The sequence below is a fragment of the Hanamia caeni genome, from assembly GCF_003721595.1.
Lineage (GTDB): Bacteria > Bacteroidota > Bacteroidia > Chitinophagales > Chitinophagaceae > Ginsengibacter > Ginsengibacter caeni.
The window spans coordinates 234,769-249,762 of the sequence record NZ_RJJR01000002.1; the positions used below are offsets into that span (position 1 = coordinate 234,769).

A 14,994-nucleotide genomic window follows, 5' to 3' on the forward strand; every position below is an offset into this window, starting at 1 on the left:
AGGAATATTGCCGGTGTTTGCCAAAGGAAAATTATATTATTTCATTTGCCAACTGCTGCATACTCACGCTTTCAAAATCAAATTCTGTATTTAATTTTTTATAATGCTTTAATATATTTTCAAGAAAAGAAAAGTTTTCAGACTGATTGATTCCGAAATTGTGAGGATGCCACCATAAATGATAAACCAATCCTTTTTTTGCCGCAAAGCTCATACTATCAGTGATCCTTTTTAGCCTCAGTTTTTCAATAGCTTTAAGACGTTTGGAAAACGGCCGCAAAAACCGGCTTGATGATATGTTTAAAATTGGGGATCTCTTCATGTAATCAAATGAATAGCAATTATGCCCGCTTAGATTAATATACGAGTCAAGCAACCTGAAGGGCCGGCGAAAATTCATAAATGGACCACGGGTTTCAGAAGAAAAAAGCCATGACTTTTCATTTCCTCTAAAGGAAGTAAATCCCATTTCTTTACAAATATTTATGTAGTCCTCATTGTATTGGTTACGCGGAAATACAAAACTTTTTAATTCAATTTTCTTTTTCGAAGCTATTTGAATTGCGGCTGAAAGATCTTCTTTAAAAGCTTGTAACGATGCGCCTTTTTCGAGGCAATAGAAGTGAGAAAAACTATGAGACCCTATCTCTTGCCCTGCTGCAATTACCTGGTCAATTGTGCTGGTTCCAAAATGAAAAGGATCTTCTTTTTCATTTTTCCCAATTGATTGAACATGGTAGTAGGGGGATAAATTGGAATTAAAATAATGGGGTTTTTCCTGTGGCAAATTTTTACAGAGCTCTTTTTTATCTTGAAAAAATAAAAAGCCTACTGTGGCGAAAGTTGCATTGATATTATATTGTTTAAACAGGTGTAAGAGAAAAGGCATTGCTTCTCTTATGCCCAAAAGATTTTTTTTGTAATCATTCAAACTTATTACATCTCTTATTCCCCAATAGATTTCAAAATCGAGAGAGATTACAAATTTCCCCTTTCCCATTAAGTATGATTATATAAATTTTGTGCCATTTTAGCTAAGGTGCTTATTTTGTTGCAATGACTATTAAATGCCCTGTAAGATTTTTCCGGAATGAATTTTTGACTCTCTGATTTTTTGAAAAGTTTTTAATTAATGACTGATAAATATTTCCGGGCTTTCTTCCGAATTTATAAAATATTCTGGACGAGCCGAGAAATCTGCCAACGGTTTGCACTTGTGAAAACCCCGCTTTTTTTATTTGCTTTTTCTGTTGGCCCGATGTTGTGAAATTGCAATGATGATGCGTATTGTGGGTTATTTTGCAAATAACAGATTTCAGATTGTGGAAGATAAAGTACAAGTCGGTGCTGAAAAGATTTACCTGGGTCACAAAAAATTTTCCGCCGGGTTTCAATACCCTGCGGAATTCAGCAAAACTTTTTATGTTTTCTTGTTTATCGAGATATCTTAATACTTCAAAGGCTACGATAAGATCAAAAGAACCATCCTTGTATGGAATGTTGGAAGAAATGGCTTGTTTAATTTCTATTTCCGGAAAATTTTGCCTGGCATAATTAAACATTTCTGTAGAAGGTTCAATACCACAAACATCAAATCCTTTTTCTTTTATCCAGTGAGTCAGATGAGCCGTACCACAGCCTACATCAAGTATCCTGCTTCCTCTGGGAAGATCGTTAAGTACTAAAGCCAATTCATCTAATACCAGTTTCCTGCCTCTAAGAAATGCCAATTCTCTTTTGCCTAATACATTTTCTTTTTCAGAATAGGCGTGTTGAAAATGTGAAGCATCAATGTCATGGCGCCTGATAGCTAGTTGGGTAATGTCGGCTGAGTTCATTTGATATATTCTAATAAATTAAGCTGCCTTTCACTGGCTTACATACAAATTTACAAATTGTAATATTATCAGATAACAAAATAAACAATTACGCTTCCGGTAAAAGGAAATAATCAAAATAGTTATTAAATCAATGACTTGCTTTAACGGCTATATTGATTTTTGAAGGAATACAAATTTTCTAAATTAATTGCTTTACTAGTGCCAGGCAACAGAATGATTATTCAATTTGATTAGAACTGGATGTGCAAATTTTATCATAAATCGTTTTATATTTTTCAGTGGCCGATTTGAGGTCATAAAATTCTTTTGCTGCGTGCCTGATACAATTTGTATCAGAAAATGATTCGCTGGATATAAAAGCCGCGGCTTTATGAAATTCATTATCATTTAATTCTTTTAAAACTACTCCTGAATCATATTTAGTTACAATTTCTTCCACATCGCCCACTCCCTGATTCGTAATTACAGGAATTCCCATCGCCATAATTTCTCCATGTTTTGTAGGGGAAGAGGACTGTTTCGAATAACAGGGCTTGATGAAAAAAACAGCAAATTTGCTTAATGATAATAATGCCGGAACTTCTTTTCTTGTAGCTTCCTTTACAATAATTTTCTTTTCATCCAGGTTGAACTTGTCCGCTAACCGCAATATCTGAGCCTTCGCATTCGGAGAAATAAATAAAAATTTTGCATTCTTATTATGGTCGCTGATGATTTTAAAAAAGCGTATCATTTCATCAATAAGATACCAGCTTCCAACAGAGCCCAAATAACTTACGATAAATTCATTCTCTTTAATATGTAAATCCGCTCGCAGGCGTTTTTTAAATTCCTCATCAAAATGAAAAGGATTAAACAAATTCAAATCTACACTACAGGGAATTACCTGTAAAGGAATACTCAATTTATATTCAGGCCAGGACTTAATTATTTTTTCAGCAGCATAAGTCAGACAAACTATTCCATCGCTTTTTGTTACCGCTGCGCTTTCCTGCTGTTTGAAAAACCTATAAATTTTTTTATAGAAAAAGTTTTCTAAATTCCAAATATGGCCGTCAGCCCTACTATCGGCATAAAACTCTCTTATATCATTCAGGAATTTTATACCAAACCTGGTTTTCATTTTTAAACCAACCAAAGCAGGAATGCCAGGCCGGGTATGTACCATATCAAATGCGGATTGTGAATGCAGCTTTTTTGCTTTTTTATACAATTGAATAATATCATATATCGTGGAAAAAACCGGAGGCTTTTTGTGATAGGCAATTGGCGCCCATCTTATTCCGAAGGAACGCAAAAGGTTTTTTATCTCTTTTTTTTGCAATAAATAATTCTCGGATTTTTCGCAACTCAAAATCGTAAAATCATAGCCAAGCTTTGAAAGTCCTGTTAAATAAGGAATCACCTGGCTTTGGCCAAGCGGATCGGTCATTCCGTCGTAAGATATAAATAGGACCTTGGGCATTACAATCGCTCTATTTAAGTTTGTAAAACGTTATTGTAAACAGAAAATAATTTCTCTAAATGATGCCTGAGCGTAAAATTATTTACTGCTCTCTGATAAGCCTGCTCGCCTTTTTTTACCAGCAATTCTTTGTCTTTAAGCATATTTTTTAGTTTTTCGCAGAAATCATTTGTATTATTCAAATTGAAATAAACTGCAGTGTCTTCACATTGCTCTTTGAATGAGGGAATATTGCTTAATAGCAATGGCAATTTAGCCGCCATCGCTTCAAGCACGCTTAAAGAAAATCCTTCAAACAAAGAAGGCATTACGAAAAGATCATAATAGGGTAATATTTCATTAATATTTTCTACCTGACCTTTTAATTTAATGTTAACGCCTGCGCGGTTGATTGCCTGCTGTAACAAATTCTGGTGTGGCCCGGCACCATAGATATGTAATTCAATTTTTTGTTCTGTTAATTTTTTAAATGCCTCAACCAGGTAAAGATAATTTTTGCCCTTTCTTAAGGCGCCGACAGAAATTATTTTAAGACAAGAAGAATTTGTCGTTTTATCGGGAAACTGAAACCTTCTTTCGTTTACAAATGTGTGCAACACGTATTGTTTGGCAGGATTTATTTTGAGCAAACTAAAATAATCGTCCCTGGCAATATTAGACACTGAGATGATGGTTGGCCTTCTATAATGATAGGTGAATTTTTCTAACAACCGAATGGAAAGCTTTTTATAATCTTCTGCCCTGGAGACTGAAGTGTGAATCGTATTGATGAGTGGAATATTCCGGGGAGTAGCCAGTCGTGCAATAAAATTAGGTAAGGCTAAATGGGAATGCACTACATCTGGTTTGTATTTACTTATAAGTGAATGAAATTTTAAAATAGATATCGGCAATTGTCGAAAAGCCGGCCTATGAAGACAGATATATTCATCGCATTCAAGATCTTCTTTAAAATGGTTCCGGTCATTTAGTGTTACCACAATATTATTGAATTCCTTTAGTTGCTTTAATACCTGGACCAGCATGGTTTCCGCACCCCCACGTTCGAGGCTTACAATAAAATGAATAATGGTTTTTCGTTTCATTATCAGATACCTAATAGATTATCCATATTTGTTTGTGTATTAAAAAGCCACTTGTTGAGCGTTTTATGCATCAAACAAAACAATTGAGTTTTTTATTAAAATATAAAATAACGCAAAGCACAAATGCATTGGTTACTATTTGCCCCGCACAAAGGCAGTTGATTGTCATAAATTGTGATGTACAGTAATTTATAGTGAAGGCAAAAAGGATACATAAAACCGAAAGCCGGAAAATAATGCGCTTTTGCTTATTAAAAATAATGCGCTGCAGAAAAATATTGCTGACAGACCATATTAAAGAACTTATGCAAAGCAAATAGAAATAGTGAATATATTCTTTATACGAAGGCTTTAGCAGGTAATGATAAATAAGTGAAGAAAACGAAAATAAGGCTGCCGTGGTAGCCAGCATGATTATTATATATTTGGCATAAATACTCTTAATGCTTTCATACATTTTTTTTTCAGAAAATTTAGTAAACAACACAGGCTGCAGATAATTCATTAACGAGGCAGAAACAATATATTGAATGGCAGCAAAAGTGCCTGCAATTGAATAAAAGCCGGCTTGTGTTTTTCCAAAATGGGCCATTACAAAAAACTTGTCGGAGGAATTAATAAAAAATATTGCAGTCTGGAGTAATAGCCCTGACAGGCCAAAAACCAATTCCTTTTTGAATGTTTTTAGGTTTATTCTTTTTACCAGAAAGCCATTCTTTTGTATGTAGGAAAAAAAGAGAATCCCTATTACAAGGATTGAAATGAAATAACCTAAAGCCCTGCTATACCAGCTTACATAAGCAAAAAATATTAAAAGGACTGCCAATGATATTTCGATAATTATTTTCAATAAGGTTATTGCAGCAAAAACCCTGGCTTTATTTTGTATCCTCAGCAATATGATGAATGCTTCAAAGCAAAAATTCAGAACCAGGCAAACCGGAATAAGCCAGATAAACTGTTCCTGAAAACTAAATGTGCGTGACAATGATTCACGAAAAACAAAGAACAAGGGGATCAGCAATAAACTTACAATTAGAGGAATGAGAAGACTTGTTGAAAAAACGCTTGCGTAATCCGGTTTGGAAAGCTTGAAATAATCAACAGAAATGGTATACAACGCGCCCATAGAGATAATTGGCGTAAGAAAAACGATGGTACTGTTGAAGATGTTTAATATTCCTATGTCTCCCTCCGGGAGAGTATTTACAAAAAAAGGAAGGGCGGCGAAAGAAATTATTTTTGTGAGAGTACCGGCAATAGTATAAATGCTTACCTGCCGGAAAGCGTTTGTATAGAATTTGGATTTAAGTTGGTAAAGCAATTCAATCATTTTTATCTGCCCGCTAAGAATACCATAGTAGAGTTGGTTTCAAATATTTTTTTATGTCACTTTTTACGAAACCAAAAAATGGATAACCTTTAAATCATTAATTTATTACCTAAACGATCTTTTCAATCGCAGATTGTGATTATATAGAATATTTTATTGATCGTCTTTTTGGAAATTCATTCCTGCGAAAAATTTTGTAAAGCTGATTCTTTCATTATTATATTTGAACACATCATTATCCAACTGTGAATAGATAACATGAGTATTAAGGACTTGAAAATCGGATATGTTCCCTATCTTCCAGATCTCTCCCAACCCGGCGATAGAAGACGTTTCCCATTTTTTGCAAAACGGTACGACATTAAATTTGAAATTGCTCAGTTCGAAAGGAATTATGATATTATCTTGGTAACTGCCACTTCGAATCTTTCTAAATGGCTGTTATATAAAAAAAACCACCCGAAAACAAAATTTATTTTTGAAATGGTGGACAGCCTCATTTTTCCGTCAGATAAGTTTGACACATTATTCAAAGGAACCGGCAAATTTTTATTAAGAAAAGAAGTCTCACTATATGTTAATTATAAAAATCTGATTATTCAATGGATAAAAAATGCTGACCTGGTAATCTGTTCAAGTAATGAGCTAAAAAAGAATGTAGAAAAATGGAATACCAACGTTTTATTGAGCCGTGATTATCTTCAGAATGAATACAAACTTGCCAAAACAGAATATTCTATTAACGGGAAAATGAAATTATTGTGGGAAGGACAGGGTGTTATTTTGTCTCAATTTTTGTTCTTTAAGGAAATGCTTCAGGAAATCAATTCTTTTTGTGAACTTCATATTATTACCACAGAAAAGTATCCTTTGTTTGGAAATCTAATTCATAGAGATGTAGAAAAAATGCTGAAAAAACTGCCTATTGAAACGACTTTTCATAAGTGGGATATTGAAAGAAACAGGGAAATATTCAGTTATTGCGATTGCGGAATTATTCCGATAAGCCCCAAAAATAAACTGGCGTGGTATAAACCAGCCAATAAATTGATTTCCTTCTGGTTTTCGGGCATTCCGACAGTAGTTTCAAACACTCCAGCTTATAGTGAACTAATGAATAATGCAGATTCTTATTTTTATTGTTCGAATATTGATGAATGGGTCTCTAAATTGAATATGATTAAGAATTTGACTGAAGAAGAAAGAAAGAGAATTGCGATGAAAAATTTAGCGTACGCCAGTAAAAATTTTTCAAACGAAATCATTGATATGACATGGAAAAATATTTTCAAAAAATTGTCCTGAGAAATTATGATTTCAGCGTTTATAACTTTATTTAAAAAAATTGCAATCCTTATTTTTCTGTTGACCGCTGTTTTTTTTAAAACCTTCTCACAAAAAGTAAAATTAATTGAATTTGGGTGGGATTATCCCGATGTTACTTACCTGAGCGCCCGGTTAGATTCAATGCAAAACACACCATTTGACGGAATTTGTTTTTCTTTTCAAAGAAAGATTATGGAGGCGTTTGATGACTCGTTAAAAAGCGATTGCTATTTTGAATTTAATAAGTTACAAACTCTTAAATGGGGAAAGTATACGAACAATTTTATTATACTAAGAGGATTTAGTAAAACCGGCGGAAACTGGTTTAATGATAAAGCCTGGGAAAATATTTCTAATAATATGGTCCATTTGTCGCGGGTGATGCAAATGAAAAATATTAAAGGAATACTTTTTGACCCCGAATATTATTATGAAAATCCATTATTTAACCCATGGACATTTTCTGCGGATCAATATCCCGGAAAAAGCTTTCAACAAGTACAGAATCAGGTGAAACAAAGAGGGAAACAATTTATTACTTCTTTGCAAAAACGAAGTAACTCATTTACCTTTATTTCACTGTGGATAGCAAGCCTTATTGCCCATGAAAAAAAATATACACCGATATATAAAACGCGGCATGCCCTTCTTATATCATTTTTTGAAGGCATACTTGAAGGGAAGAATAAAAATGTAATAATAACAGATGGCGATGAATATGCCTATTGGAATACAAAACCTTCCCAATTTTTAGAGGGGAAATATCTCTTAAGAAATACCATGCTGGAACTATTACATTCTGAAAAATCAAAAAAGGAGGCAAAAAATATTCAAATCGCTCAACCCGTTTATTACGATGGATTAATGGCCACAAATACACCCATTGGAAACGATCTGAAAAGAAATATCAAGTGGAAGTGGCTTGCTGAAAATCTAAAATATGCTATAGCATCCAGCGATCAATATATGTGGTTTTATTCCGAACGCAATAATTGGTGGAACAATACTATGAATGATACGCTTTTAGCCACGTTTCAGGAAGGTAAAGATTTAGCGACGAACAGGATAGCAAGGTTAGAGACTAATTCTGCGTTTTCATTTTTAAGGGAGACCAGTTTCAACAATGTTAACAGCCAAAGTGGCTATTATATAGATACAACAGAAATAACTAATGAGCCGGCTTTTAACTACGTATGGAATCAAAAGTCGAAAAAAATTATTCTTGATTTCAGGAAGAGACTGCCTTTATCCACATTTATCTATATCGATAATAATCTGCAAAATCAAATTAAACCCTCCGGTTTAAATGTAGAGATCAGCGTACCAGATTTTTCAAAGGGAAGTCTTATTATTATAAATAAGTACCAGGACGAAATGGAATCTTCAGCTATTTACATATTGAAATAATAATGGTCATTTAAAAACCGATACGCTAAGTGTATTTATTGTTATTTTGCTTTTTAAAATAATTGAATTATTTGTATTGTGCCTAAGGATTCTTTTTAAATCATGATCAATATCTTACTACTTTTAACAGGAACCATTAATACTTATAATAAAGCGTTTACCCTATTAAATGATCCGCAAAAAAGGAGAGAGGACTATATCAGTACCCTGCGTTATTATCTTGATAATTATGAGTATCCCATCGTCTTTGTAGAAAATTCAAATGAGGATATTTCCTCGCATTTTAAAAGTGACATCGAAAATAAACGCCTTGAGGTTCTTTGTTTTGACGGGAATAATTATGATGCAAAGATGGGCAAGGGGCTTGGCGAAATGTGTTGCATTGAATATGGTATTCTTAATTCCTCATTTATTAATCAAGATCATTTTGTTTTTAAAATAACAGGCCGGTATAAAATTTTGAATTTTAATAAGTTTATCAATTTTTATAAAAATCACCCGGATGCAGAACTAATAGCCGACCTTACCAATAATTTTAAATCTTCCCAATCCGGCATTTTCGGTTTCAAACCATTTTTTGCAAAAAATTTTCTTTTCAACTACACCTCTATTCTCAATGATACTAAGGGAATTTATTTTGAACATGCGCTTGCTAAAGCAGTTTTGCTTGGAATAAGTGAAAACATCAATTTTTATATTTTCAGATATTATCCTAAAATCAAAGCAGTCTCCGGGACCACCGGCAAAGCCTACAACATATCTTTTTTTTATTTTCTACTTCGGAGATTAAAATATTTTATACGATATTATATAATGATTCGATAAAAGTTGCAAAATGGCCGCAGGCAAAATTTCAATTATTATTCCTGTACTTAATTCCGTTACTGTATTAAATGAAGCTATAGAAAGTGTTATTCTACAGAATTACAATAATATCGAACTTATTATTGTAGATGGAGGAAGCACTGATGGAACCGTAGATTTGATCAAAACCTTTGAGGCACATATTCATTTTTGGATTAGCGAGCCGGATAAAGGAATTTACGATGCAATGAATAAAGGGATTGCTGCAGCAACAGGGACGTGGCTCCTTTTTTTAGGGGCCGATGATAAACTTTGTCCGGGCATATTATCAAATATTTTCAATTCGTCGTCTTTTACAGATATGGATCTCATTTATGGCAAAGTGCATATTATAAATAAACGAAGGCAACTTGGCCGGCAAACTGATTACCAGAAGTTGATCGAATTTAATAGTCCACACCAGGCAATGTTTTATAATAAGTCTGTTTTTGAAAAATTTAAGGAATTTAATCAGCGATATAAAATTTTAGCAGATTATGATCTGAATCTTAAAATTTTTGAAGACCAATCTTTGCGGAAAATGTTTATTGATATTCCTGTTTCGATTTTTGGCAATAATGGTATAAGTAACCGCACGATTGATTATAATTTTTTTTCGGAAAAAAAAGACTATTTTATAAATCAGTGTAAAATCTTACCCACGGATAAAAGACTTGCCAAGTATTATTTTTTTACAGGAGTAGTATTAATATCAAAAAAAAACTTCAAGGCCGGTACAGCCAATATTTTTCACTCAATTATTTTCAGTCATAACAGATTTTATTATTTTTTACTTGCAATTGATTTTATTTTAGGCTTGTTTGGTATGCGGAAAAAATATAAATATGTATGAAATATTATGTAGGATTAACAGGTTAACCTCTTACTTCAGACTGCTTAACTTAATCAGTTCATAAGGGTTTAGCAACTTGCCATAAAAGAGGTTGATGTAAAAGTAAATAGATGCAATACCTATAAGAAGTACGATATTCCATTTTTTAAATGGCGGCATTTTTAGGGAATAGGCAAAGAGTAACGGAAACACTGCATTAAACAATTCTGTAACTCTTGCAGCCATTGAAGGTACGTCTATCAGTAAACCGTAAACGAAAATACTTATGATATTACATTTTAAGAAGAGCACCAGGTTGGTGTCTTTCATTTTATTTTTTACACAGTAGAAGAAAATGTAGGCTGTTATTATAACGTTAACGGTGTTTAATACATTAAAGAATCTGATTCCCTGGTACAGCGACGAATCAGCAGTTTCAGCATAGGTAGTGAGCTTTGTAGAGATGAATGCGATATCAATGCGGGGCAGTATAAAAGAAAGCAAAGGCAGTTTAATCAATCCAAGGATGATAGCTCCAAGGAAAACGCTTCCATATAGCCAGGCATTTAGTTTGTCTTTTCTGATAAAAAACAATAGAAAATAAAATATAGCAGAGTTATGGAAAAGAATTGCCAATACGATCGAGATAAAGACTTTAATTTTTTCATTTTTCAAATAATAATAAATAGCAAGAAAAAAAAATGAACACGCCAGTCCGTTCCGAACCTGAGTCATTTCCTGAAAAAGAAAATAATGGCTATAATATAACAACAGTACGATTAACGGGTTAAAAGCCAGTTTACGGAATACAAAAAATTTAAGGCTAATGCTTAAAGCAGCAATAAAAAGCATAATAGCAAGTGGGGCATTGTCTGCAAAAAAGTGATAGCATATTTTAACTATAAATACAAACCCCGGCTCAAAAAGTGGCAATAGTGTGGCTCTTTGAGAACCGTCATCATGTAAAATATAATTGAACGAATTAAGATAAGGTAAATAATCCCTCGAAACATAGATACCTCTGAACCCGGCAAATAAGATTAGAAAAATTCCAATAACTGCTAATATAAAATCGATATTTTTTACTTTTTTAAATTCATATTCTACAGCGATTATTGCTAACAAAATGAATATTAAGCAATAAATAAACATGAATTGTAAATTGTTTTTGGAAAATTCAATTTAAAAATATTTGATTTTGTTACCTTATGTCCTTATAAAGCCTGATGAGCCAAAAGATTAAAAAAGTAATAAATATACCAGTGAACGCAAACATCAAAGATGTTTTCAGTTTGCCGGCTTTTATCTTTTTCATTGGGTAATTTGCCGGATCGATTATTTGTATCAAAGGGATTTTGTTTAAATATTGGAAACGCGCCAGCTCAAGATTTTTAAACAATTCACTATAAGCGCTTCCATATACCTGGGCATTTATTTGCTGTTTCTGAAGAGGAACCTGTGACTCTGCAAATGCCGGATTTAGATTGGCATCCTCCGATGCCGCTTTGCTACTAAGGCTTGAAGAAAGGCCGCCTCTCATTGAAGCCACCCGTTGCTCCAATATGTCAAGCGTTTCTCTTTCTTTTTTACTGCATATCTCCGTGTAGAAGCTATCAGCCGCATGTATCAATCTATCGGTAAATACCTTTGTAAATTTTTCATTGCTGGTTTTAACTCTGATAGAAAAAATGCTCAGCATCTTATCGGGTTTGTCAGCTTCAAGAGAAAACTTTGTAAAATCGGTGAAGGTGGCATACAATACACTATCCTGCGCATAATTTAGTGAAGCACGCATAACACCAACAGGAAAATGCACAGGGCTCGCCGATATTTTTTTCTTATCCAGGTTCAACATTTTTTGCCTGTAAAATTCTATTAACGTATAAGGAGTAGAATTGAATGTATCAACAGTTAAAAACACACTCTCAACCATCCGGCGGCTTTTTATTACTTCGATAATATTGTCCCCCGAAAAAACATCATTTGCCTGGTCATGTATGTTTAATCCAAACTGAGCTGCGAGGTTTAATGCACCTGAAATTCCGGAGTTATTACCTTGGTTTAATACAAAAGTAAGATTGCTCTCATATTTTGGCGCCTGTATCCATGCGTAAATAAAACCTGCAACGCCAAACACCAAACCAATAATACAGAATAAAGGCCACCTTTTGAGTAATGACTTGAGAAAAACAAGGAATGAATGCTGCACGGGAAGTTCTTTTTCATTCTCTCTTGTCATAAATTTCTTTCGGGTTTAAAAAAAATACAATCTGCCAGGCAAGTTAAATAAAAACCTATATCTAAACGCTATCAAATTTGAATGTATCTTCTATTTATTACTTTACAATATATTCGCTTTTATTACACTTAAAAATAGTAACTATATTTTAATGGCATCAGGACGTTTTGTAAGCATTACGCATCTACATTTATATGCTATTATTAACACAATTATCAAATATAAATATAGGCAGCAAGCAATAAAGGTAATCAGGATTTTGGATGTGGGCTGCGGCACCGGGGTTTTGTTAAGTACACTTATTAAGGAGTTACCGCTTAAAAACCCCGGAATCAGTTTTGAATTTTATGGACTTGACGTAAATGATTCACATATACAGGAAAGCGGGTATTTTGAAAAAATGATTTTGCTTCTCCAATCCGTGGATGCAAAAGTTGAATGGCAGAACAATTTAAAACTTATCTCCTCTCATGACCACTGGCCTTTTGAGGATGATTTTTTTGACATTATTTTTTCAAATCAAGTGCTGGAACATGTTTTTGATCAGGAACTTTTTTTAAAAGAGATACATAGAACGATTAAGAATCATGGGTATTCTTTCCATCTTTATCCATTGAAACATTATATATATGAAGGGCATTTGCTAATTCCCTTTGTTCACAAATTTAAGAGTTGGACGACAACTTACTATTGGATAAAATGGGGAATATATTTAGGTTTTGGCACTTATCGCCGGCATAAAAAAGCAGGACTGACATCCTCAGTGCGTGAATTTGCGAAGAGACATGCTGATTACATGGCATTTGAAGTAAATTATCAGACTGCAAGACAAATTGCGGCAACTGCAAAAAAATGCCGGCTTAAAAATTCTTTCGATTTTACTTATTTGTATTATAAACAGAAGTTGCGCTCTCTGTTTGGGTTATCTCCGCTGGAAATATATCGTCCAACCGATATGTGTAGTTCAAAAAATTCTTTCTATTTTTTCTTTTTGAAATACGTAACAGGTATTACGCTGGTGCTTAGAAAAAATAACTCATTCTGATTTTAGATGTTTGGATAGTTTCCGGAACCCGAAAATAAAATTGGCATCATTTGTTTGTTCACTGCCGCCTTGCCGAATACCTGGCCACTAATCTGTCTTTTATTTTGCCAAGGGTATCATTTTTATAAAGCGGGTAAAAGATAAATAGCGCCAGCACCAATAAATTAATAAAAAATATTGTCAGTGGAGAGTTATTTATTATTGGCAATCCGTTGAGATACTTATTTAAAATACCCGCACACAATATTGACCCAATTATTAAAAAGATATTCTTATTAAAAAAATAAAAAATCGAAGTATTTGTTTGCTTACTGTAGCTGGCGATAAGAACAATTGCGCCAACAATTGCAGAGATTGACCAACTCAATGCTATATATTTCCCACCGATGTATTTGCCCATCAGAGGCGCCAGGATGAATATCAATAGTGCTGTAATAAAATTATTAATCACATTCCATTTTAAATTACCTGTGCCCAAATTGCTGAAATGCGCCGGAAATGCCAGTGCATTTACCAATAGCCCTATTGCCACCGTAAATAATATAAAATTAAAATCACTGCTTGTTTTATTCAGAAAAAAAAGAGAAATGGTGTCAGATAAAACCAAAGGTGATAAGAAGAAAATCAGGCTGAATAATAAAACCAGTTTGAAATTGGCTTTATAAAAAGTTTTGATCCTGTTCACTTTTCCAAGCGCTTTAAAAATGCTAATCTGGGGTACGATGCTCAGATTGGCAGAAATGATCAGGCTTCTGAATACGCTTAGCAGTTTTACACAAAAGTCAAAAATGGCTGTAATGTCACTTCCGGAATATTTGGTGATCATGGCTTTCATAAAAGGGTCACTTATCTGGGTAACAGACAGCAATTGAAAACTGAAACCATATTTGAAAATACTTTTAAATACGCGCTTGTTAAACTCGACAGAGAATCTATAAGAGGGAATATTTTTTTTCACAGCAACAAAAGATGCAATCAATAAAAAAATGTTTTGAATTAACTGTGCTATAGGAATGCCTATAATACCAATTTTTAGCAGCAGAATAAATCCGGCCAACAAAAAAATAACCGCGCCGGCCATATTTATTTTTGAACGAACATCCATCAGCATCAGGCCATCCAAAACAGAAAGATAGTTAGTAGCCAGCGACGAAAAAAAAAATGACAACACTATGTAAGGCAATAAACTGTTGGCAATACTTACCATATCCGCATTTACCGTAAAGGGAATTATATAAATAAAAATGCTGTAAGCCAAGATGCATAAAACAATACTTATACTTAATACGGCAACAAAAGAGGTATTAATAAGGGTTTTTACATTCGCATCATTCTGCGCGAATTGATATTTTGGAATAAAAAACAGTAAGGCATTCGCAAAGCCGGAACTGCCAAATGCGGTAATAGCAGTAAGTGATGATAAATAAGACCAAAGGCCTGTTATTTTCAGCCCCAGATGAACTACCATTAATTTAAAAAGCAATATGGCTACTATCGCCACCACGATTGTTTGAAAAACAGAAAACCACGAATTTTTAAAAAGCTTGCTATTTTTCATTCTATATTTTTCTGTTGGTA

13 protein-coding genes are annotated in these 14,994 nt (G+C 33.6%); 5 read left to right on the forward strand and 8 right to left on the reverse strand.

The features are described 5' to 3' along the window. Positions 1-31: 31 nt before the first annotated feature. The 5 genes from EFY79_RS04180 to EFY79_RS04200 all read right to left on the reverse strand — a co-directional run bounded on the left by EFY79_RS04180 (position 32) and on the right by EFY79_RS04200 (position 5,724). Positions 32-1,000, reverse strand: a complete 969-nt coding sequence (locus EFY79_RS04180) for a polysaccharide deacetylase family protein (protein WP_123119430.1) — start codon at positions 998-1,000, stop codon at positions 32-34. A gap of 43 nt (positions 1,001-1,043) precedes the next feature. Beyond that, on the reverse strand, positions 1,044-1,838 hold the full coding sequence (locus tag EFY79_RS04185; RefSeq protein ID WP_123119431.1) for a class I SAM-dependent methyltransferase: 795 nt from the start codon (positions 1,836-1,838) through the stop codon (positions 1,044-1,046). A gap of 220 nt (positions 1,839-2,058) precedes the next feature. Beyond that, positions 2,059-3,306: a glycosyltransferase gene (locus tag EFY79_RS04190; RefSeq protein WP_123119432.1), complete on the reverse strand. Its 1,248-nt coding sequence runs from the start codon at positions 3,304-3,306 to the stop codon at positions 2,059-2,061. 14 nt (positions 3,307-3,320) lie between these two features. After that, positions 3,321-4,391 carry a glycosyltransferase gene (locus EFY79_RS04195; RefSeq protein ID WP_123119433.1) on the reverse strand — a complete coding sequence of 357 codons (1,071 nt, stop codon included), beginning with the start codon at positions 4,389-4,391 and terminating at the stop codon, positions 3,321-3,323. A gap of 70 nt (positions 4,392-4,461) precedes the next feature. Continuing rightward, positions 4,462-5,724 carry a lipopolysaccharide biosynthesis protein gene (locus EFY79_RS04200; RefSeq protein WP_123119434.1) on the reverse strand — a complete coding sequence of 421 codons (1,263 nt, stop codon included), beginning with the start codon at positions 5,722-5,724 and terminating at the stop codon, positions 4,462-4,464. A 258-nt stretch (positions 5,725-5,982) separates the two neighbouring features. Here EFY79_RS04200 and EFY79_RS04205 point away from each other — a divergent pair, with 258 nt between their 5' ends. The 4 genes from EFY79_RS04205 (at position 5,983) to EFY79_RS04220 (ending at position 10,153) form a co-directional block, all read left to right on the forward strand. Continuing rightward, on the forward strand, positions 5,983-7,029 hold the full coding sequence (locus tag EFY79_RS04205; protein WP_123119435.1) for a glycosyltransferase family protein: 1,047 nt from the start codon (positions 5,983-5,985) through the stop codon (positions 7,027-7,029). Positions 7,030-7,035: 6 nt separating this feature from the next. Continuing rightward, positions 7,036-8,457, forward strand: coding sequence for a hypothetical protein (locus tag EFY79_RS04210; protein ID WP_123119436.1), 1,422 nt, complete (start codon positions 7,036-7,038; stop codon positions 8,455-8,457). Positions 8,458-8,559: 102 nt separating this feature from the next. Further along, complete coding sequence (locus tag EFY79_RS04215) at positions 8,560-9,282, forward strand: hypothetical protein (protein ID WP_123119437.1); 723 nt, start codon at positions 8,560-8,562, stop codon at positions 9,280-9,282. Positions 9,283-9,292: 10 nt separating this feature from the next. Beyond that, a complete protein-coding gene (locus tag EFY79_RS04220) occupies positions 9,293-10,153 on the forward strand; it encodes a glycosyltransferase family 2 protein (RefSeq protein ID WP_123119438.1) in 861 nt (286 codons plus the stop codon). Between the two features lie 30 nt (positions 10,154-10,183). Here the strand turns inward: EFY79_RS04220 and EFY79_RS04225 are convergent, their stop codons facing one another. Continuing rightward, entirely contained in the window at positions 10,184-11,257 is a 1,074-nt protein-coding gene (locus EFY79_RS04225) for an EpsG family protein (protein WP_158605144.1), read from the reverse strand. 76 nt (positions 11,258-11,333) lie between these two features. After that, positions 11,334-12,371 (reverse strand): Wzz/FepE/Etk N-terminal domain-containing protein, encoded by a 1,038-nt coding sequence (locus EFY79_RS04230; RefSeq protein ID WP_123119440.1) that lies wholly within the window; start codon positions 12,369-12,371, stop codon positions 11,334-11,336. 151 nt (positions 12,372-12,522) lie between these two features. On the opposite strand from EFY79_RS04230, the gene EFY79_RS04235 reads away from it, so the two are divergent. Further along, positions 12,523-13,416, forward strand: a complete 894-nt coding sequence (locus EFY79_RS04235; RefSeq protein WP_123119441.1) for a class I SAM-dependent methyltransferase — start codon at positions 12,523-12,525, stop codon at positions 13,414-13,416. Positions 13,417-13,474: 58 nt separating this feature from the next. Here EFY79_RS04235 and EFY79_RS04240 read toward each other — a convergent pair whose 3' ends face one another. Then, positions 13,475-14,974, reverse strand: coding sequence for a lipopolysaccharide biosynthesis protein (locus tag EFY79_RS04240; RefSeq protein WP_123119442.1), 1,500 nt, complete (start codon positions 14,972-14,974; stop codon positions 13,475-13,477). Positions 14,975-14,994: the final 20 nt, after the last annotated feature.